Origin of the sequence: Thermoanaerobacter sp. CM-CNRG TB177, assembly GCF_018588165.1 — a bacterium.
In the GTDB taxonomy this organism is placed as follows: domain Bacteria; phylum Bacillota; class Thermoanaerobacteria; order Thermoanaerobacterales; family Thermoanaerobacteraceae; genus Thermoanaerobacter; species Thermoanaerobacter thermocopriae.
The window spans coordinates 110,950-132,534 of sequence record NZ_JAFCAC010000071.1 but is presented as its reverse complement, the minus strand read 5'-3'; the positions used below and the strand labels follow the sequence as shown (position 1 = coordinate 132,534).

The window sequence follows — 21,585 nt, the reverse complement described above, 5'->3', positions numbered from 1 at the left end:
TACAATTGCAGTACAGGAATAATCGACTTTCAGAAGAAATAAAAAAAGAGATAAGTAAAATGATTTTAGAAGAAATTAAAGACCCAAGAATTAAAGCAATGGTTAGTATAACTGATATAGAACTTACTAAAGACTTGAGATATGCTAAAGTTTATGTAAGTATTTACGGAAATGAAGAAGATAAACGTGAAACTTTTGAAGGGCTGAAAAGTGCAGCTGGATATATCAGACACGAAATTGGACGGAGAATAAAAATGAGATATACTCCTGAAATCATCTTTGAGTTAGATCACTCTATAGAATATGGGGCTCATATTTCTGAAATATTAAAAGAACTCAATAAGCAAGAGGGTGATGGTAATTGATATTAATTGACGCAGTAAATCACATAAAAGACGCTAAAAGTGTAATTGTAATATCTCACATAGCACCTGATGGAGATGCTATAGGTACTGTTACAGGAATGTATAAAGTTTTAAAAAAAATGGGAAAAGAAGTAGAGGCATTCATAGATGATGAAATTCCTGAAATGTACAATTTTGTTCCTAGTATAGATAAAATAACAAGACCATTTTATAAAGAGGCAGACGTAGTCTTGATTTTTGACTGTGCTGACGAAGAAAGATTGGGCAGTGCCAAAGAACTTTTAAAAACTTCTGCTGTAACTATTAATATTGACCATCACATTTCAAATACTTTATATGCCAAATTGAATTATGTAGATACTAACGCAGCTGCGACAGCAGAAATAGCCTATCAAATTGTTAAATTGTTAGGAGTAGAATTTGATGAAGAAATAGCAACATGCTTTTATACAGCAATTTTGACAGATAGTGGTGGATTTATGTACGAATCAACTACTTCTATAACTCATCAAATAGCCGGGGACTTAATAAACAATGGCGCTAAATTTAAAGAAATAGCAGATAAAGTTTTTAAAACTCTCAAATTTAACAAAGCAAAACTTTTGGGAAGGGCTTTAAATAGCCTAGCCTTATATAAAGAGGGAAAAGTTGCTTATATGGAAATTTTAAAAAAGGATTTTGAAGAAACTGACACTAATCTTTCGCACATAGAAAATATTATCACCTATGCTAGAAATATTGAAGGGGTAGAAGTAGCAGTACTTTTAGTTGAAAAAGAAGAAGAGATAAAGATTAGTTTAAGGTCAAAAGAAAAGGTAGATGTAAATAAAATTGCAAATATTTTTGGTGGTGGAGGCCATGTTAGGGCTGCTGGATGTAGCATCAAAGGAAATATTCAAAAAGCCAAAGAAAAAATTTTACAGGCAATATTCAAAGAATTAGAGGGATAAAAATTGGAGGGAATACTCAACATTTTAAAGCCACCTGGTATGACTTCTCACGATGTTGTAGATTTTATCAGAAAAATCTACAACACACGAAAAGTTGGACATACAGGAACTTTAGACCCAGATGCAGCAGGAGTACTACCTGTCTGCGTAGGAGGCGCTACTAAATTTGTCTCTTACCTGGTAGAACAAGATAAAAGATATAGATTTGAAATAACTTTTGGGTTTAGTACAGATACTTTAGATAAAAGTGGCAAAATTATAAAAAGCGGACCTGTAAGATTTTTAAAGGAGAAAGAATTAAGGCAAGTCTTAAGGGAATTTGAAGGAAAGATAAAGCAAATTCCTCCAATATATTCTGCAAAAAAAATAAAAGGAAAAAAATTATATGAATATGCGAGAGAAGGAAAGATAATTGATATCCCACCTATTGAAGTTACTATATACAATATTGACTTAGTTGAGTATGAGTCACCTTATCAAGTTTTGATAGATGTGAAATGTTCTAAAGGCACCTATGTGAGAGCTTTAGTAAGAGATATATGCGAAAAATTAAACATGCCGGGATATATGTCTATGTTGATAAGAACAGAGGTTGGTGCTTTTAGGATAGAAGATGCTTATACTCTTGAAGAAATAAAAGAAAAAAAGCCTTCATTACAGCCAATAGATAAGTTTATTAAATTACCTTCTGTACACTTAAACAAAATAGAAGCTGAAAAAATTTTAAAAGGTCAATTTATTTCGAATAGACATTCTATTGAAACTTCATTTTTGAAATTATATGATAATAATGGCAAGTTTCTCGGTATTGGAGTTTCGGAAAGAAATAAAATCCGTCCCAAAAGACTTCTTTGAGGGGGAAATGGTAATTTGCAGATTATTGATGAGAGCAGTGCATCAAGATGCAAAGAGGCCAAGGTAATTGCTTTAGGCAATTTCGATGGGGTTCATATAGGTCACCAGAAATTAATTAAACAGGCGATATCTCTTTCTAAAAAAAACAACTTAACAAGTGCTGTTTTCACATTTAAGCAGCATACTTCAAAAATTTTAACCCCTGACAAGCCATCAGAGCTTATAACTACTTATCAAAAAAAGGTAGAAATTTTAAAGCAATTTAACCTTGATTATGGGATATTCTTTGACTTTACTGAAAATTTTTCTAAATTAACCGCTGAAGAATTTATAATAAAAATTTTAGTGGAGCTATTAAACATTAGAATAGCAGTGGCAGGATATAATTATAGATTTGGTTACAAAGCTTTAGGGAGTGTAGATACATTAAAAAAATATTCCAAAATATATTCATATAAAGTTTATGTTGTCCCACCAGTTATAAGGGAAGGTGTTGTAGTAAGCAGCAGCTATATAAGGGAATTAATAAAATCTGGTAAAATTGAGAAAGCCAATGAGTTATTAGGACGTTTTTTCTCTTTGCAAGGAGAAGTGATCCATGGACAAGAAATTGGGCGAAAATTAGGTTTTCCTACCGCTAATCTGCAAATATCAGGGGATTTGGTTTTGCCAAAAGCAGGAGTATATGTGACGCGAGTAAAAATAGACGACAAATTTTATATAGCTGTCACAAATGTTGGTTCGAAGCCTACTTTTGGTGGCAAAAACATTTCTGTCGAATCTTACATTTTAGATTACAATGAAAATTTATATGATAAATATTTAGAAGTTGAATTTATAACAAGAATAAGAGATGAAATTAAATTTAAAAATGTAGAAGCTTTAAAAGAACAAGTTTTTAAAGATATTAATTATGCTAAAAACTTTAAAAATATTTTACAACAGAAACATTATGTGATAAAATAAAATAGCGAATTTACCTTACGCGTAGAATACCGTATCTCCGGCGGTATTCTACGCGTAAGGCGTATTCTAAAAGATGGAGGTGAAAAAAGTGCTAGACAAAGAGAAAAAAGCTGAAATAATCAATAAGTTTAAACGCCATGATACTGACACAGGTTCTCCAGAAGTTCAAATTGCCCTTTTAACCGAGAGAATAAATAACTTAAATGCTCATTTGCAAGTTCATAAAAAAGACCATCATTCAAGAAGAGGTCTTCTTAAAATGGTTGGGCAAAGAAGGGCATTGTTAAATTATTTAATGAAAACAGATATGGAAAGGTATCGTGCCATTATTGAAAAATTAGATTTAAGAAAATAGAGCGAGATACCTCGCTCTATTTTCTATAAAATTTTACGAAAGGAGGAGATAACATGGAAGAACGAACTTTCGAAATGGAACTAGCAGGGAGAAAGCTGATAGTTCAGACAGGAAAAGTAGCTCAGCAAGCAAATGGAGCAGCTTGGGTGAAATATGGTGATACCGTCGTTTTAGTTACTGCCTGTGCTTCAAAAGAACCCCGAGAAGGGATTGACTTTTTTCCTTTAACCGTTGAGTACGAAGAAAGATTGTACTCTGTCGGTAAAATTCCTGGGGGTTTTATAAAAAGAGAAGGGAAACCTAGTGAAAAGGCAATTCTCTCTGCTCGATTAATTGATAGACCCATTAGACCTTTATTTCCACATGGTTATCGAAATGACGTACAAATTATAGCTACAATATTGTCTGTTGACCCTGATGTACAACCAGAAATAGTCGCGATGATCGGTTCTTCGGTTGCTCTTTCAATTTCTGATATTCCCTTTAATGGTCCAACAGGTGCGGTGGCAGTAGGATTGGTGGATGGACAGTTTGTAATTAATCCTAACCATGATCAAAGAGAAAAAAGCTTAATGCATTTAGTAGTTTCAGGAACAAAAGATGCTATTGTAATGGTGGAAGCAGGAGCAAAAGAAGTACCTGAGGAAACCATGCTAGAAGCTATTATGTATGCTCACGAATACATCAAACAAATTGTAGAGTTTATAGAGGAAATAGTTAAAGAAGTAGGGGTTCCGAAAAGCGAAGTGATTTTACATGAAATAGACAAAGAACTAGAAGAAAAAGTAAGAGCATATGCTACACAAAAAATATACGAAGCGCTAAGAACACCTGAAAAGAAAGAGAGGAACGATAACTTAGATAAAGTTGAACAAGAGGTTTTAGAGTACTTTAAAGAAGAATATCCCGACAATCTCGCTGATATAGATGAAGTACTTTACAATATAATGAAAGAACAAATGCGAAAAATGATAACAGAAGAAAAAATAAGAGTAGATGGTAGAGGTCTTGACGACATAAGGCCAATATGGTGTGAAGTAGGAGTGTTACCCAGAACTCATGGTTCTGCAATTTTCACAAGAGGGCAAACTCAAGTATTGACAGTAGCAACCTTAGGTGCTTTAGGAGACATTCAAATTTTAGACGGCATAGGAGATGAAGAAGCAAAAAGATATATGCATCATTACAATTTCCCACCCTACAGTGTTGGAGAAGTAAGACCTTTAAGAGGCCCCGGTAGAAGGGAGATTGGTCATGGAGCTTTAGCAGAAAGAGCTTTAGAACCGGTAATTCCTTCTGAAGAGGAATTTCCTTACACCATAAGATTAGTGTCAGAAGTTTTAAGTTCTAATGGTTCTACTTCTCAAGCTAGTGTTTGTGGCAGTACTTTAGCTTTAATGGATGCGGGAGTTCCAATAAAAGCTCCAGTTGCAGGAGTGGCTATGGGGCTTATCAAAGAAGGAGATGTAGTTTCTGTACTCACTGATATACAAGGGATTGAAGACTTTTTAGGGGATATGGACTTCAAAGTAGCAGGTACAGAAAAAGGAATCACAGCGATACAAATGGATATAAAAATTCCTGGAATTGACAAAGAAATTTTAAAAATGGCTTTAGAAAAAGCTCGAAAGGGTAGGTTATACATCCTTAGCAAAATGTTAGAAGTTATAAAAGAGCCGAGAAAAGAGTTATCCATATATGCACCTCGTGTTATAAGAATGGTAGTTGACCCCGAAAAAATTAGGGATATAATCGGACCTGCTGGCAAAACCATAAGTAAAATTATTGCAGAAACTGGAGTGAAAATTGATATAGAAGAAGACGGTAGATTATACATTACTGCTTCTGATTTAAAATCGGGTGAAAGAGCTAAGCAAATGATTGAGGCTATAACAAAAGATATAACAGTAGGAGAAATTTATTTAGGAAAAGTGCTTAGAATAACACCTTTCGGAGCGTTTGTAGAAATCGCACCTGGCAAAGAAGGCCTTGTCCACATTTCTAAGCTTTCTAAAAAGCGCGTCCAAAAGGTAGAAGATGTAGTTAAGGTTGGAGATGACATATTGGTAAAAGTTACTGATATTGATAAACAAGGTAGGATAAGCCTTTCAAGGAAAGATGCGTTACCTGATGAAGAGGAAGAGAAAAGAAAGTAAAGGCATAAACCGCCCCAACGGTTTATGTTTTTTATTTTTTAGTAATATATTCGCTGCCTGTTTGAATAAAATTAAAGTGAGAATATCAACGGGTGGTGTTATAATGAAAATATTTTATATAAAATATCCTAAAAAAAGCTTTTGGATTATTCTTTCCATAGCAATATTGTTGCTCCTCTTTTTAATTTACATAATTACACGGAGTGTTTCTGTCTTTAACGTAGATGAACCAATTTATAAAGGAGATACAAAAGAAAAAAAGATTGCTTTTGCTTGCAACGTAGCATGGGGAGATGAGTACATACCAAAAATGTTAGATATTTTTAAAGATAACAATGTCCATATCACATTTTTTTTTGAAGGAAAATGGGCAGAAAAAAATCCTGATGTTGTAAAAGATATTTATCAAAAAGGCCATGAGATTGGAAGCCATGGATATACGCATGTGAAATACACAAATTTAAGTAGACAACAATATGAAGAAGATATAAAAAAAAGCAGTGAAATTTTAGAAAAAATTACAGGAATAAAGCCTATTCTTTTTGCGCCACCGTATGGGGATTTCAATGATGAAGTTGTAAAAGTAGCAGAACAATTAGGATATAAAGTCATTCTCTGGAGTTTGGATACTATAGATTGGAATAATCCAAGTCCTCAGACAATTGTAGATAGAGTTATGACTAAATATCACAACGGCGCTATTGTGTTAATGCACCCTACTAAAAATACTGTGGAAGCATTACCTCAGATAATAAACCAGCTTAAAGAAAAAGGTTATAAAATAACTAAAGTATCGGAAGTAATTGTAGATAACAATTAAATTTGCTATAATAATAATTAAATTTGCAAAGGAGGATAAAATGTACGAACAAAAGATTATTGAAGGAGTAAAAGTTGTAACTTGTAAAATTCCTCACGCATATTCTGTATACATAGGGATATGGATTAAAGCAGGTTCTATGTACGAACATAAAGCTATAAACGGAATATCTCATTTTATAGAACACATGGTTTTTAAAGGTTCTAAGCTAAGAAGTGCGAAGCAAATTGCGGAAGAAATGGATAGTATTGGTGGACAGTTAAACGGCTTTACTGAAAAAGAAAGTATCTGTTTTTATATAAAAGTCTTAAATACTCACGTAAAACAAGGTCTTGATATACTTTTTGATATGGTATTTAACCCTGCCTTTAAAGAAGAAGACATAGAAAAGGAAAAGCAAGTCATCTTTGAAGAAATATTGACAGAATTAGATTCTCCTGAAGACGTAGCTTACAACCTTTTAGCAAAAACAATATGGAACGGACATCCCTTGTCTTTTCCTGTGCTTGGTACTTTTTCTACTGTTAAGAAGCTAAACAAAGGACAGATTGTAGATTATTATAATTCCCATTATAACAAAGATAACATAGTCATCTCGATAGCTGGAAATTTTGGCGATGATATCTATGAAATACTGCAAAAATATTTATCAAAAATTCAAAAAACTAATGTTATTTCTCAATTAACTTCTCCAATTTGGCATAAAAACAAAGCTTTTTATGAAAAAGATTTTGAACAGGTAAATTTATGTATTGGTTTGCCTGGGATAACTTACGACTTAAGGAAAGTATATGCTTTAGCTATCATTAATAATGCTTTTGGTGGAGGAATGAGTTCAAGACTATTTCAAAAAATAAGAGAAGATAAGGGATTGGTTTACTCGATTTATTCTTATCCTTCTACCTATCACCATGCTGGGGTTTTTTCTATTTTTGCTAGTATGAACGCTAATAATTTTAAGAAGGTATATGACTTAATTTTAAAAGAAATGGAAGAAGTGCATTCAAAAGGCTTAGCAAAAGAAGAGATTGATAAATTTAAAGAACAACTTCGCATAAACGTATTAATGGATTTAGACAGTATAAGCAGTAGAATGAGCACAATAGGAAAATCCATGCTTTTATTTAACAAAGTGTATACTGTAGAGGAAATACTTCAGACAATCGATAACTTGACTTACGAGGAAATAAATGACTTAGCTAAAAAAATTATAAATCCTGCTGACATGAGCATAGCCGTGGTTGGAAAATTAAACAAAAGAGATAAAGGGTGGTTAGAAAATGTCAATAATACTTAAGATTAAAAAAACTGATGATGCTAAAGACTTACCTTTGCCTGCTTATATGAGTGAAGGAGCCGCTGGGATGGATTTATATGCTAATGTTAAAGAGGAAGTCATATTACAGCCAGGTGAAATAAAACTAATTCCAACAGGTATACAAATTGAACTTCCTCCAAATTTTGAGGCCCAAATAAGGCCAAGAAGTGGCCTAGCTTTAAACTATGGAATAACCCTTTTAAATACTCCTGGCACAATTGATTCTGATTACAGAGGAGAAATAAAATTAATAGTCATCAATTTAGGAAAAGAAGCAGTCAAAATCGCAAGGGGACAAAGAATTGCTCAAATGGTAATCAATCAAATAGTAAGACCAACAATAGTAGAGACAGAAATCCTTTCAGAAACAAAAAGAGATGAGGGAGGATTTGGTCATACCGGTATATAAGGAGGGGTTCTATGAGGTTAAGCGAATTTGGAAATAAAGAAATTGTAAATTTAACGGATGGAAGAAGATGGGGATTAGTAGAAGATTCAGATTTAGTTATTGATGAAGAAACAGGAAGGATTCATTCAATAATAGTATATGAATCAGGGGGGTTATTTAGGGGAAAGACCAATTATATTGAAATAAGTTGGGACTCTATAAGAAAAATTGGTGATGATATGCTTATTGTGGAGTTTGAAGAAAAGAAAAGGAGGTTTTATTGAAAATATTACTTTTCTTTATCACTTTAATGAAGTATAATAATATAAAATGTCTCAACTCAGATACCTTCAAAAGGAAAGGATGAGAACGTGAGAATATTGGTACAAAAATTTGGTGGAACTTCTGTATCAACACCTCAGAGGAGAGAGAAGGCTGCCTCAAAAGTAATTGAGGCAATAAAAAACGGTTTTAACGTTGTAGTAGTAGTTTCCGCAATGGGAAGGAAGGGAGATCCTTATGCCACAGACACTTTAATAAACATGGTTAAGTCAATAGATAACAATATTTCAAAGCGGGAATTAGATTTATTGATGAATTGCGGCGAAATAATCTCTAGTGTGACTTTTGCTGCGACTCTATTAAAAAAAGGATATAAAGCAAAAGCATTTACCGGAGGACAAGCAGGCATTATAACGGATGATAATTTTGGCAATGCGGAAATTATAAAAGTAGAACCAACAAGGCTATTAGAAAGTTTAAAAGAGGGAATTATTCCTATCGTGGCAGGTTTTCAAGGAATGACAGAAAAAGGGGATTTGACTACATTAGGGCGAGGAGGCAGTGATACAACTGCTGCTATTTTAGGTGTAGCTTTAAAAGCTTCTGCAGTAGAAATATATACAGATGTAGATGGGATAATGACAGCAGATCCTCGTATTGTTTCAAAAGCTCATATTTTAGAAAAAATAAGTTATAACGAAGTATTCCAATTTGCAGAGCAAGGAGCAAAAGTGGTACATCCTAGAGCCGTAGAAATAGCAATGATAGGTAATATACCACTTGTTATAAAAAATACTATGTCAGACAGTCCAGGCACTATTATAACTCAATATAATGAAGCTTACGACAATATTTACGATATAGACAAATTAGTCACTGGAATTGCTAATATGGACCACAGGGTCCAAATCGTAATAGAAAATAATGCAAATACACAAAATCTATTTGAAAAGATTGCAGAAGAAAAAATAAGCATTGACCTTATCAATATTTTTCCTGAAAAACAAGTGTTTACAATATCAGAAGGGGATTTTAAAAAGTTACAAAAGCTCCTTGAAGAAAATAACATAAAATATTCTTACAGAACTGATTGCTCGAAAGTCTCTATAATTGGTAACAGAATAAGGGGCGTACCAGGAGTAATGGCAAGGGTAATTAAGGCATTATCAAGGCATAATATAGAAATTTATCAAACAGCTGACTCTCATAATACTATTTCTTGTCTTGTAAGTCAAGATAAAGCTGAAGAAGCAGTAAGAGTACTACATGAGGAATTTAATCTTTAAAAGACTTGAAAGCGCATACTATTGCGCTTTTTTCTTATACTAATATTAGGAGAGTGATAAAGATGAGTATTTTAAAAAGTGAAGAAACAAAACAACCTCAAACTTTACCACCTGTTCAAGAAAATTTGAAAAATTTAGGCCAGACAAACTTACCAAATTTTGAAAGTAATATTCATTGTCTCACTATAATAGGACAAATTGAAGGCCATATGATACTACCTCCACAAAACAAAACCACAAAATACGAACATATAATACCGCAATTAGTAGCGATAGAAGAAAATCCTAATATAAAAGGAGTTTTGATTTTATTAAATACTGTAGGAGGAGACGTGGAAGCAGGTCTTGCTATAGCAGAAATGATAGCAAGCCTTTCTAAGCCTACTGTATCTATAGTACTAGGTGGTGGTCACAGTATTGGGGTACCTCTAGCAGTTTCTGCAAATTATTCTTACATAGTACCAAGTGCAACCATGACAATACACCCTATCAGGATGACAGGAATGGTAGTTGGAGTTCCACAGACTTTTGATTATTTCAATAAAATGCAAGATAGGATAGTTGAGTTTATTGTGCGAAATTCAAAAATAAAAAGAGAGACTTTTATGGAGCTTATGCTTAAAACTGGAGAATTAGCCAATGACATAGGAACAATTTTAGTCGGAAAAGAAGCAGTAGATTATGGTTTAATTGATGAAATAGGGGGTATTAAAGAAGCTTTAAATATGTTACACAATATCATAGAGGGAAAAGAAAAAAGGTGAAGAATAATGTTATATACAATAATTCCCTATGAAGTAATTTTTGAAAAAAGAGATGATATACCTACTAATTACATAGAATTAAAGATGGGAAATAAGCAGTTAGTAGTAGCAAAACTCTCAAATGGAAATTACCTAATTCAAAGCATGTATTCTACTAATCCTTTTGATTATCTAGACACAAAATATACTCCAGGAAGCATAATAAGTATTTATTAGAAAAAATTTTGTGTTATAATAGATGTGTTTAAAAAATTAGCACATCTATTTTTTGTTGCTATTTTACATAATTAATACTAAAATTTTTATAGAAGAAATTATAAATAGGTGATATTATGATTGATAAAAAACAAAAGTCTCTCAAAAATGAAATAATTGGAATTATATTTTTAGCTTTTACCCTTATTTCTTTCTTAAGTCTTTATACTGATACAACTGGAGCAATTGGTAAAAACATAGAAATATTTTTAAAGGGCTCTTTTGGGATAGGTTCTTATGTTGTATCTGCTTTACTTTTAGTATTTGCATTGATGTTCCTTTTTAATAATCAAGATTTTATAAAATTACACAAAGCTGCATCACTTTTTGGGCTTTTTCTAACTTTCATAAGTTTAGATCATTTGTATTATTTTCCTCCTAATGAGGGATTAAAAAATTATATTTTAGCCGCTTGCACTCATGGTATAAACAATATGGGTGGAGGAGTTGTTGCTGCCCTACTGGTATATTTTCTAGTAAAACTTTTGGGTATCACAGGAAGTTATATATTATTGTTTTCTTCTTTGGCAATTTTTATAGTGCTTATTACAAATGTATCTATCGTAAATCTAATGGAATCTTCCTATCAAAAATTTAGTCAACGTAAAAAAAAGATAAAAAAAACAGACCATGAGAAGGAGGTAATTTCTACCTCTACTTCTCAGGAGGATTCTACACCTTTAATTGAAGAAAATATAACAGAAAAAAATAGAACAATCGATATAATTGAACAAGTAGAAGAAGAAAGAAAAATCTATGAAAAAGATGCTAAAGATAAAGAAGAGATTATAGAAAGCGAGTATCTTCCTCCTCCTATAACCCTTTTAAAAGAAGCAGTTCCCCCACCAAAAATAAAAAATGAAGTGTTAATGGAAAAAGTAAAAAAAATAGAAAACACTCTTAAAAACTTCGGAGTTGATGCAAAAGTTATCCAAGTGACAAAGGGACCTGCGATTACTCGGTTTGAACTTCAGCCTAGTGCAGGGGTAAAAGTTAGCAGAATAGTAAGTTTAACAGATGACATTGCTTTAAGTCTTGCTGCGCCTTCTGTGAGAATAGAAGCACCTATTCCCGGCAAATCTGCTATTGGAATAGAGGTGCCAAATGATAAAATCGCCTCAGTTTATTTAAGAGAAGTAATAGATAGCAAAAAATTTAGAAATTTTAAATCAGAGTTAGCAATTGGTTTAGGTAAAGATGTCGCTGGCAATATTGTCATAGTAGATTTATCTAAAATGCCTCATTTGCTCATTGCAGGTGCAACAGGTTCTGGTAAAAGTGTTTGCATAAATTCTCTTATAGTGAGTTTGTTATACAAAGCCTCCCCTAAGCAGGTGAAAATGATATTGATAGATCCAAAGGTAGTAGAACTTAATATTTATAACGGTATTCCTCATCTCTTAACTCCTGTTGTTACAGACCCTAAAAAGGCAGCTAGTGTCTTAAATTGGGCAGTACAAGAAATGACTAAGCGTTATAATTTATTTGCCCAATATGGAGTTAGAGATATAGACAGCTATAACGAAAAATACAAAGAAAGCAGCTTATATAAAATTGTAATCATAATTGATGAGCTTTCTGACTTGATGATGGTATCTCCAGCAGAAGTAGAAGAATATATATTTAGGTTAGCTCAAATGGCTAGAGCAGCTGGCATTCATTTAGTTATTGCTACCCAAAGGCCTTCTGTTGATGTTATAACAGGAGTTATCAAAGCCAATATTCCTTCAAGGATTTCATTTGCTGTATCTTCTCAAATTGACTCAAGAACAATCTTAGATATGGCAGGTGCGGAAAAACTTTTGGGAAAGGGTGATATGCTTTTTAATCCTATAGGAGCAGCAAAACCTATGCGAATTCAAGGTGCTTTTATCTCTGAAGAGGAAGTAGAAGCTATAGTAAATTTCTTAAAAAATCACTTTAATCCTCAATATGAAGAAATAGAAATTGAAGAAAAAACAAATGGAAAAACTTTTGAACAACAAGAAGATGAGTTATTAGAAGATGCTATTTCTGTAATTTTAGAAACAGGGCAAGCCTCTATTTCAATGTTGCAAAGAAGATTAAGAATCGGTTATGCGAGAGCTGCCCGAATCATAGACCAGTTAGAACAAAAAGGCATTATAAGCGGTTATGATGGTTCTAAGCCAAGACAAATTCTTTTATCAAAAGAAGAAATAAAAAAAATACTAGAAGAATCTTAAAAATAGAAAGGAAATGCAGATGAAAAATATAGGGATTATATCTCTTGGATGTCCTAAAAACACAGTTGATTCAGAAAAAATGATAGCAATTTTAAAAGAAAAAGGTTACAACATAGTAAATGATGAAAATGAGGCTGATATACTCATTATAAATACTTGTAGCTTTATAGAAGATGCAAAAAGAGAGTCAATAGAATATATCATTGAGATGGGAAAACTCAAAAACCGCAGGCTAAAATACCTTATTGCAACTGGCTGCTTGACTGAAAGATATAATAAAGAATTATTAAAAGAACTTCCTGAATTAGATGCAGTAATTGGCACTGGAGATTTCCCCAAAATTGCAGAAGTGATAGAAGAAATAGAAAAAGGAAAAACTGTTTTAGAATATGGACACGCTAATTTACTAAATGATGAAGGAATACAGCGCATTTTAACTACGCCAAATTATTACGCCTATTTAAAAATTGCAGAAGGTTGTAGCAATGCTTGTTCTTTTTGCATAATTCCAAAGATTAGAGGAAGATACAGAAGTCGCAAAATGGAGGACATACTAAAAGAGGCTGAGGAACTCGTCAAAAAAGGTGCAAAAGAACTTATACTCATTGCTCAAGACACTACAAAATATGGAATAGATATTTATAAAAAATTTATGTTGCCTCAGCTTTTAAAGGAATTATCGTTAATTCCTAATTTAAAATGGATAAGATTGCTTTATGCCTATCCGGACAGTGTCACAGACGAACTTATAGAGGAAATCAAAGCAAACAAAAAAGTAGTAAAATACATTGATATACCTCTGCAGCACTCTAATGATGAAGTGTTAAAAAGAATGAACAGGCACACTACAAGGCAAAAAATAGAGGAAGTTATAAATAAACTCAGAACCATTCCTAATATGGTAATACGTACTACTTTTATGGTAGGATTCCCTGGAGAAACAGAAGAAGAATTTGAAGATTTAAAACATTTTGTAAAAGAAAAAAGGTTTGAAAGAGTTGGAGTTTTTGCATATTCGCGAGAAGAGGGAACTAAATCTTATTATATGAAACCCCAAATTAAAAAGAGCGTAAAACTTAGAAGACAACAAGAGTTGATGGAAATACAAAAGGAAATTTCTTATCAACATAATCTTTCAAAAGTGGGGAAGCAGTTAGAGGTACTAATTGAAGGTTTTGAAGATGGAATATATTATGGCAGAAGTTATATGGATGCCCCTGAGATTGATGGTGTCGTTTATGTAAAAAGCGACAAAAAGCTCACTGCTGGAGAGTTTGTAGTAGCAACTATAACAGATGCCTATGAGTACGATTTGGTGGGGGAATATTAATGAATTTAGCTAATAAACTTACCATGTTAAGACTTTTTTTAATTCCTGTTTTTATGTTTTTTATGTTTGTCAAAGGTCCCTACAACGATTTTATAGCTGCAGGAATATTTGCACTTGCAGCATTAACTGACAAATTTGATGGATATGTTGCAAGAAAATTTAATCAAATAACTAATTTAGGGAAATTCATAGACCCGCTGGTAGACAAAATAATGGTTTCTTCTGCTTTAGTAGCTTTAGTACAAATGGGACGCATTCAAAGTTGGATTGTGGCAGTTATATTAGCAAGAGAATTTTTAATAACAGGTATTAGAACTGTTGCTGCTGACAAGGGAATTGTCATTGCTGCCAGTAATTATGGTAAATATAAAACTACTTTTCAAATGATAGCAGTACTCGCATTGATGGTTAATAATTACCCTTTTAGTCTTATAAATTTTCCTTTTGACACTGTAATGATATATATAGCTTTAATTTTAACAATTTATTCAGGGGTGGATTACATTATAAAATCCAAAAATTTATTAAAAGACTAAAGAGGTGTTTTAATTGAGAGGAGAAATTATTTCTGTCGGTACGGAGCTACTATTAGGACAAATTTTAAATACTAACGCTAAGTATTTATCTGAAAAATTAGCTCTTTTGGGTATAGATATATATTTCCATACTAACGTTGGAGATAACGAAGAAAGATTAAAAGAATGTTTAAATATTGCTTTTAACCGTTCTGACCTTATAATAACAACAGGTGGATTAGGTCCTACAGTTGATGATATTACAAAAGAAACAGTGGCTTCTTTTTTAGGTCTTCCTCTTATAGAAAGCCAAGAAGCGAAAGAGAAGATAATAAAATTTTTTGAAAAAATAGGGCAAACACCCACCATGAATAACTTCAAACAGGCTCTTTTTCCAAAAGGTGCAAAAATTTTGCCAAATAAGAATGGAACAGCTCCTGGCTGTATAATAGAAAGGGAGGATAAAATTATAATTATCCTACCAGGTCCACCTTCTGAGCTCATTCCAATGTTTGAGGAATATGTATATCCTTACCTAAAAAGCAAAACCAGCGAAATTATCAAGTCTCGAGTTATAAAAATATTTGGTTTAGGCGAATCAAAAGTAGAGGAAATGGTAAAGCCACTTTTGTTTAATTCTAATCCCACTGTTGCCCCTTTAGTAGGTGATGGATATGTAACTTTGAGAATAACTGCAAAAGGACATGATGACAAAGAAATTTTAAAAATGATTGAAGATATGGAATCAAGGATTAGAAGGATAATTGGTGACTACATATATGCTGTTGATGAAGAAGAAATGGAAGAAATTGTGGTAAAATTGCTGCAAAAAAACAAATTAACTCTTGCTGTCTCTGAATCCTGTACAGGTGGCTTATTGGCCAAAAAAATAACTGATGTATCTGGTGCTTCAAAAATTTTTAATTTAGGTATTGTTTCTTACAGCAATGAAGCGAAAGAAAACATTTTAGGGGTTAAAAAATCTACTTTAGAATCTTATGGAGCAGTAAGCCATGAGACAGCAAAAGAAATGGCAGAAAACATAAGAAAATTAGCCAATGCTGATTTCGGCCTATCTACTACTGGAATTGCAGGACCTACAGGTGGAACACCTGAAAAACCGATAGGATTAGTGTATGTAGGTTTTGCTACCAATGAAAAAGTCTATGTAAAAAAATTAATGCTACATGGCGATAGAGACAGAATACGAACAAAGACTGTACTGCATGCTTTGGACATGGTGAGAAGATATCTTCTTGGAATAAAAATTGACTAGTTTTATCCATTAATATATAATTAATTTAATACAATACCTTGTATTTTTAGGAGGTAAATAATAAATGATAGAAAAGCAAAAAGCTTTAGAAATGGCTATAAGCCAGATAGAGAGACAGTTTGGCAAGGGTTCTATAATGAGATTGGGAGATACTGCAAAATTGAATGTAGAAGTAATACCTACTGGTTCTCTAGAATTAGACATTGCTTTAGGTGTTGGTGGAGTTCCAAGGGGAAGGATAATAGAAATTTTTGGTCCTGAATCTTCAGGGAAAACTACTTTAGCACTACACATGATAGCAGAAGCGCAAAAAATGGGAGGAACGGGTGCTTTTATAGATGCAGAACATGCTCTTGATCCTGTATACGCAAAAAATCTAGGAGTAAATATTGAGGACTTATTAGTGGCACAGCCTGATACTGGTGAACAAGCTTTAGAAATTGCAGAAGCTCTTGTCAGAAGTGGTGCTGTTGATATAATTGTAATAGACTCTGTTGCTGCATTGGTACCTAAAGCAGAAATTGATGGTGAAATGGGAGATAGCCATGTGGGACTTCAGGCGAGATTGATGTCTCAAGCTTTAAGAAAATTAGCAGGGGTCACGAGTAAATCTAAAACTATTGTGGTCTTTATAAATCAACTGAGAGAAAAAGTAGGAATTATGTTTGGAAATCCTGAAACAACCCCTGGGGGAAGAGCCTTGAAATTTTATGCCACAATAAGATTAGACGTGAGAAAAGTAGATCCAATAAAGCAAGGAAATGAAATAGTCGGAAACAGAACCCGTGTCAAAGTTGTAAAAAATAAAATTGCTCCCCCTTTTAAACAAGCAGAATTCGATATAATGTATGGAGAAGGTATTTCAAGAGAAGGAAGCATTTTGGATATTGGCACAAGTATAGACATAATTGAAAAAAGTGGTGCTTGGTATTCCTATGGAGATATACGATTAGGGCAAGGAAGAGAAAACGCAAAGCAATTTTTAAAAGAAAACAAAGAAATTGCTGATGAAATTGAAAGAAAAATTAGAGAAAATTTCAATCTAGCTTATAATAAAATAAAATCCTCCCCTGATGCAATAGTAGAATGACCCCTTATTGTGGGGTTATTTTATTACAAAAGGAGAAATAAGCATGATAATAACTACTATAGAAAAGCAGAAAAAAAATAAAACGCAATATAATGTTTACATAGATGGAGAATATGCCTTTAGTTGCAATTTAGAAGATTTGATCTATTTAGGCATAGAGGAAGGAAAAGAACTAGATAGTGAACAGTATAATTATTATGTAAACTATACTGCAACAAGACAAGCGAGTGACTACGCATTTAAACTTTTATCAAGAAAAATGTTAACAGAAAAAGAACTTTCTCAAAAGCTTGAAATGAAAGGTTTTGAAGAAAATGTTATAAAAAGTGTTATTGAAAAGCTGAAAAGCTATAACTATATCAATGACAAAGTTTACGCTAAATTATTTATAGAACAAAAAATAAACCAACTATACAGTAGGCGAAAAATTTATTACGAACTTATAAAAAAAGGAATTAGTAAAGAACTGATCCAAGAAAGTTTAAACAATTTTTATCCTGAAGAAAAAGAAGTTGAAATAATAAAAAAAATAATTGAAAAAAAATCAAAATTCCAAGAAGACACTAAAAAGTTAAAAAACTATCTTTACAACAACGGGTTTCAAATTGAAAACATTAGTGATGCCTTGAAAGAAAAGGATTTATAACTTGACATAATTTTGAAAAGGGTCTAAAATAAAATATGAATAACTACTAAGGAGGTGTAAGAGTATTAGCCATGTTGAATTGATAATCACAGCACTTATTGCAATAGTAGTCGGCTTTCTAATTGGTTATTTAGCAAGAAAGATTATTGCAGAATCCAAAATAAAAAGTGCAGAAAGTTTAGCGCGGACCATATTAGAAAGTGCGAAAAGAGACGCTGAAAATAAAAAAAGAGAGCTGTTATTAGAAGCCAAAGAAGAAATTCACCGTATGCGAAGCGATTTAGAAAAAGAAATAAGGGATCGCAGAGGTGAACTGCAACGTTTAGAAAAAAGACTTCTTCAAAAAGAAGAAACTTTGGATAAAAGATCCGAAACTTTAGAACAAAAAGAAAATCTTCTTGAAGAAAAGCAAAAAGAGATTCAACAATTGGAAGAACAAATTTCACTGCTCCATCAAAAAGAGATAGAAGAGTTAGAAAGAATTTCGGGACTGAGCCGTGAAGAAGCAAAAGCTATTTTATTTGAAAGTGTTCAAAAAGATATACAACATGAAATGGCTGTAATGATTAAAGAAATGGAAAACAAAGCTAAAGAAGAAGCAGAAATGAAAGCGCGAGAAATAATTGGCACTGCCATTCAACGTTGTGCAGCTGATCATGCCGCTGAAACAACTGTATCCGTTGTTACTCTTCCTAATGATGAAATGAAAGGTCGCATAATAGGGAGGGAAGGTAGAAATATAAGGACAATAGAGACATTAACAGGAATTGACCTTATAATAGATGATACTCCTGAGGCTGTTGTCATTTCAGGCTTTGACCCTATACGAAGGGAAATTGCACGGATTGCCTTAGAAAAATTGATTGAAGATGGGCGAATACATCCTGCGAGAATAGAAGAAATGGTAGAAAAGGCTAAAAAAGAAGTAGACAACATGATAATTAAAGCAGGCGAAGAAGCGGCTTTTGAAGTAGGAATTCACGGTTTGCATCCCGAGCTTATTAAGTTATTAGGAAGACTTAAATTTAGAACTAGCTACGGGCAAAACGTCTTAAAGCATTCTATCGAAGTAGCTCATTTGGCAGGGCTTATGGCTTATGAATTAGGTGCAGATGCTTTGGTGGCCAAAAGAGCAGGACTTTTACATGATATAGGTAAAGCCGTAGACCATGAGGTAGAAGGTCCTCATGTCATGATAGGTGCAGAACTCGCTAAAAAGTATCACGAATTTGACACTGTTATTCATGCTATAATGGCTCATCATAATGATGTGGAACCTCAGACTGTTGAGGCAGTATTAGTACAAGCAGCAGATGCCATTTCTGCTGCAAGACCAGGGGCAAGGAGAGAAGCATTAGAGGCTTATATTAAGCGTCTAGAAAAGTTGGAACAAATCGCTAATTCTTTCGAAGGTGTAGAAAAGTCTTATGCTATACAAGCAGGAAGAGAAATCAGAATAATGGTAAAACCTGAAATTGTCAATGATGATGATATTGTCATTTTAGCACGAAATATAAGCAAAAAAATTGAAGAAGAAGTTGAATATCCAGGTCAAATAAAAGTGACTGTCATAAGAGAGACAGTAGCGGTAGATTATGCGAAATAAAGCATTGAAAAAAAGCGTGCGACGAGCACGCTTTAAAAGTTTCATTATAAATTTTCACAAACTTATTGTTTTAATAAGTAGGTTTGTGTAATAATAAATTTGAGAAAATTATTTTTTGGAGGTTACCAATGAAGATACTTATCATCGGCGATATTGTTGGAAGATTGGGTAGAGATATATTAAAAGAGCGCTTGCAAGAACTAATATCAGAATATAATGTTGACATTGTTATAGCTAATGGCGAAAATGCTGCGGGAGGGAATGGTCTAACCCGTAAAGTTGCTGATGAACTCTTTGAAATGGGAATTGCTGCATTAACAATGGGAAATCATGTTTGGGATCAAAAAGAAATATTAAAATTTATTGATGAAGAAGTGCGAATTGTAAGGCCTGCCAATTATTTAGAGGAAACACCTGGCAGAGGTTCTATAGTACTTAATTTTAAAAATTCAAAAATTGGCATTATAAATTTACAGGGAATTACTTTTATGCCTTGTAATAGAAATCCTTTTTTTGTAGCTTTAGAAGAAGTAGAAAAATTAAAAGTTGAGACCAATATAATCCTCGTAGATTTTCACGCAGAGGCTACTTCTGAAAAAATAGCTATGGGATATTTTTTAGATGGAAAAGTAAGTTGCGTATTTGGAACTCATACTCATGTACAAACGGCTGATGAGAAAATATTACAAAATGGGACAGCTTATATAACTGATGTTGGTATGACAGGTCCTAGTGATTCTATATTAGGAATAGATAAAGAATTAATAATTAAAAGATTTACGTCATCTGTACCTGTACGCTTTGAAGTTGCAAAAAAAGGTCCTGCCCAAATTAATGCCATTGTAATTTCTGTTAATGAAATAACAGGAAAATGCTATAGCATAGAACGCATTAATAAAATTTATTCATAAAAAGAAGGATTTTTAAAACAAATGTAGAATATTAACAAGAAGAAAATCATTTGTCTTTAAGGGGGAAAAACAATGGAAGTGTTAAAAGTTTCAGCAAAGTCTAATCCAAATGCTGTAGCAGGAGCGTTGGCAGGGGTGCTACGGGAGCGTGGAGGTGCAGAAGTTCAAGCAATAGGTGCAGGTGCAATAAATCAAGCTGTAAAAGCTGTTGCAATCGCAAGAGGGTTTGTGGCTCCCAGCGGAATTGACTTAATTTGCATTCCTGCTTTTACAGACATTGAAATAGACGGTGAAGAAAGGACAGCAATAAAATTAATTGTAGAGCCGAGATAAAGAATAACCTGCATTTTGCAGGTTATTTTAAATTATAAAAGCAAGATTTAGAGAAAGGTTGTGATATTATATGTTTGCAGACCTTCATATGCATTCAAAAGCCTCCGATGGAACTAATTCGCCTTCTGAAGTAGTTCGATTGGCAAAAGAACACGGACTTAGCTGCATTTCTCTAACAGATCACGATACAATTGATGGTGTTGAAGAAGCCATGGAAGCTTCTGCTAAATATGAGATTGAAGTTATTCCTGGAATTGAGTTTAATTGCTATTATCAAAATCAAGAAGTTCATATTTTAGGTTATTTTATAAATTACAAAGATAAAAAATTTTTTGAAAAGTTGGAAGAAATGAAAAAGTTGAGAAATGATAGAGCCAAAGCGATTTTAAAAAAATTAAATGAATTAGGAGTTGATATTTCTATAGAAGATGTGTTGGAATTTACAAATGAAAAATTCATAGGAAGACCTCATATAGCAAGAGCTCTGATAAAAAAGAATTATGTAGAAAGTGTAAAAGAAGCTTTTGAAAAATACATAGGAGTTGGTGCCCCTGCTTATGTAGAAAGATATAGAATCACCCCTTTTGAAGCAATAAAGCTTATTTTAGGAAATGGAGGTGTTCCTGTCTTAGCTCATCCTGGTTTACTTCAAGATGATAGTATTATTGAGGAATTGACAATTGAGGGATTGATAGGAATAGAAGTATACCATTCAAAACACACTACTGAAGATGTGAAAAAGTATCTAAACAAAGCAAAAAAATACAAATTAATTATAACTGGAGGTTCAGACTTTCACGGTAAAGAAGTAGATGGCAGAGACCTTTTAGGAACCATAAAGTTAGACTATGAATATATTGAAATATTGAAAAGTAAAGCTAAAAATTTTGTAGAAATATCAAAATAATTAAGTT

General features: G+C 32.9%; 23 protein-coding genes. All 23 read left to right on the top strand.

Translation table 11 applies throughout. The annotated features are described in order from the left end of the window. Positions 1–5 precede the first annotated feature (5 nt). The 23 genes from rbfA (at position 6) to I4N53_RS09015 (ending at position 21,578) form a co-directional block, all read left to right on the top strand. Positions 6–365: a 30S ribosome-binding factor RbfA gene (rbfA, locus tag I4N53_RS09125; RefSeq protein ID WP_012269355.1), complete on the top strand. Its 360-nt coding sequence runs from the start codon at positions 6–8 to the stop codon at positions 363–365. After that, complete coding sequence (locus tag I4N53_RS09120) at positions 362–1,315, top strand: bifunctional oligoribonuclease/PAP phosphatase NrnA (protein ID WP_214496081.1); 954 nt, start codon at positions 362–364, stop codon at positions 1,313–1,315. The genes rbfA and I4N53_RS09120 overlap by 4 nt, the downstream gene beginning before the upstream one ends. 3 nt (positions 1,316–1,318) lie before the next feature. After that, positions 1,319–2,170: a tRNA pseudouridine(55) synthase TruB gene (gene truB / locus I4N53_RS09115; RefSeq protein WP_012995242.1), complete on the top strand. Its 852-nt coding sequence runs from the start codon at positions 1,319–1,321 to the stop codon at positions 2,168–2,170. Positions 2,171–2,185: 15 nt separating this feature from the next. Then, entirely contained in the window at positions 2,186–3,136 is a 951-nt protein-coding gene (locus I4N53_RS09110; protein WP_214496080.1) for a bifunctional riboflavin kinase/FAD synthetase, read from the top strand. 88 nt (positions 3,137–3,224) lie between these two features. Then, complete coding sequence (gene rpsO / locus I4N53_RS09105; protein WP_012995240.1) at positions 3,225–3,491, top strand: 30S ribosomal protein S15; 267 nt, start codon at positions 3,225–3,227, stop codon at positions 3,489–3,491. A gap of 53 nt (positions 3,492–3,544) precedes the next feature. Continuing rightward, a complete protein-coding gene (locus I4N53_RS09100; RefSeq protein ID WP_013150324.1) occupies positions 3,545–5,647 on the top strand; it encodes a polyribonucleotide nucleotidyltransferase in 2,103 nt (700 codons plus the stop codon). A 103-nt stretch (positions 5,648–5,750) separates the two neighbouring features. After that, positions 5,751–6,467 (top strand): polysaccharide deacetylase family protein, encoded by a 717-nt coding sequence (locus I4N53_RS09095; RefSeq protein ID WP_214496079.1) that lies wholly within the window; start codon positions 5,751–5,753, stop codon positions 6,465–6,467. A gap of 40 nt (positions 6,468–6,507) precedes the next feature. After that, a complete protein-coding gene (locus tag I4N53_RS09090) occupies positions 6,508–7,764 on the top strand; it encodes a pitrilysin family protein (RefSeq protein WP_214496078.1) in 1,257 nt (418 codons plus the stop codon). Next, the gene (gene dut / locus I4N53_RS09085; protein ID WP_214496077.1) at positions 7,748–8,194 is read left to right on the top strand and encodes a dUTP diphosphatase; all 447 of its coding nucleotides are present in this window, start codon (positions 7,748–7,750) and stop codon (positions 8,192–8,194) included. The genes I4N53_RS09090 and dut overlap by 17 nt, the downstream gene beginning before the upstream one ends. 11 nt (positions 8,195–8,205) lie before the next feature. Further along, the gene (locus I4N53_RS09080; RefSeq protein ID WP_012995234.1) at positions 8,206–8,457 is read left to right on the top strand and encodes a YlmC/YmxH family sporulation protein; all 252 of its coding nucleotides are present in this window, start codon (positions 8,206–8,208) and stop codon (positions 8,455–8,457) included. Positions 8,458–8,544: 87 nt separating this feature from the next. Then, positions 8,545–9,741 (top strand): aspartate kinase, encoded by a 1,197-nt coding sequence (dapG, locus tag I4N53_RS09075; RefSeq protein ID WP_012995233.1) that lies wholly within the window; start codon positions 8,545–8,547, stop codon positions 9,739–9,741. Between the two features lie 62 nt (positions 9,742–9,803). Further along, positions 9,804–10,505: a ClpP family protease gene (locus tag I4N53_RS09070; RefSeq protein ID WP_012995232.1), complete on the top strand. Its 702-nt coding sequence runs from the start codon at positions 9,804–9,806 to the stop codon at positions 10,503–10,505. A gap of 6 nt (positions 10,506–10,511) precedes the next feature. Further along, positions 10,512–10,721 (top strand): YlzJ-like family protein, encoded by a 210-nt coding sequence (locus I4N53_RS09065; protein WP_012995231.1) that lies wholly within the window; start codon positions 10,512–10,514, stop codon positions 10,719–10,721. 116 nt (positions 10,722–10,837) lie between these two features. Further along, positions 10,838–12,964 carry a DNA translocase FtsK gene (locus tag I4N53_RS09060; RefSeq protein WP_214496076.1) on the top strand — a complete coding sequence of 709 codons (2,127 nt, stop codon included), beginning with the start codon at positions 10,838–10,840 and terminating at the stop codon, positions 12,962–12,964. A gap of 19 nt (positions 12,965–12,983) precedes the next feature. Then, positions 12,984–14,294, top strand: a complete 1,311-nt coding sequence (rimO, locus tag I4N53_RS09055) for a 30S ribosomal protein S12 methylthiotransferase RimO (RefSeq protein ID WP_214496075.1) — start codon at positions 12,984–12,986, stop codon at positions 14,292–14,294. Continuing rightward, positions 14,294–14,830: a CDP-diacylglycerol--glycerol-3-phosphate 3-phosphatidyltransferase gene (gene pgsA / locus I4N53_RS09050; RefSeq protein ID WP_214496074.1), complete on the top strand. Its 537-nt coding sequence runs from the start codon at positions 14,294–14,296 to the stop codon at positions 14,828–14,830. Before rimO ends, pgsA begins: the two co-directional genes overlap by 1 nt. Before the next feature lie 13 nt (positions 14,831–14,843). Continuing rightward, entirely contained in the window at positions 14,844–16,085 is a 1,242-nt protein-coding gene (locus I4N53_RS09045; RefSeq protein WP_214496073.1) for a competence/damage-inducible protein A, read from the top strand. A 64-nt stretch (positions 16,086–16,149) separates the two neighbouring features. Continuing rightward, a complete protein-coding gene (gene recA / locus I4N53_RS09040; RefSeq protein ID WP_214496072.1) occupies positions 16,150–17,175 on the top strand; it encodes a recombinase RecA in 1,026 nt (341 codons plus the stop codon). 43 nt (positions 17,176–17,218) lie between these two features. Continuing rightward, entirely contained in the window at positions 17,219–17,821 is a 603-nt protein-coding gene (locus I4N53_RS09035) for a RecX family transcriptional regulator (protein WP_214496071.1), read from the top strand. Between the two features lie 79 nt (positions 17,822–17,900). Then, entirely contained in the window at positions 17,901–19,427 is a 1,527-nt protein-coding gene (gene rny / locus I4N53_RS09030; protein WP_013150319.1) for a ribonuclease Y, read from the top strand. 128 nt (positions 19,428–19,555) lie between these two features. Next, on the top strand, positions 19,556–20,338 hold the full coding sequence (locus tag I4N53_RS09025; protein WP_214496070.1) for a TIGR00282 family metallophosphoesterase: 783 nt from the start codon (positions 19,556–19,558) through the stop codon (positions 20,336–20,338). Positions 20,339–20,410: 72 nt separating this feature from the next. Next, complete coding sequence (locus I4N53_RS09020) at positions 20,411–20,671, top strand: stage V sporulation protein S (protein ID WP_003866776.1); 261 nt, start codon at positions 20,411–20,413, stop codon at positions 20,669–20,671. 70 nt (positions 20,672–20,741) lie between these two features. Beyond that, positions 20,742–21,578, top strand: a complete 837-nt coding sequence (locus tag I4N53_RS09015) for a PHP domain-containing protein (RefSeq protein WP_214496069.1) — start codon at positions 20,742–20,744, stop codon at positions 21,576–21,578. The last annotated feature ends 7 nt before the right edge of the window (positions 21,579–21,585 follow it).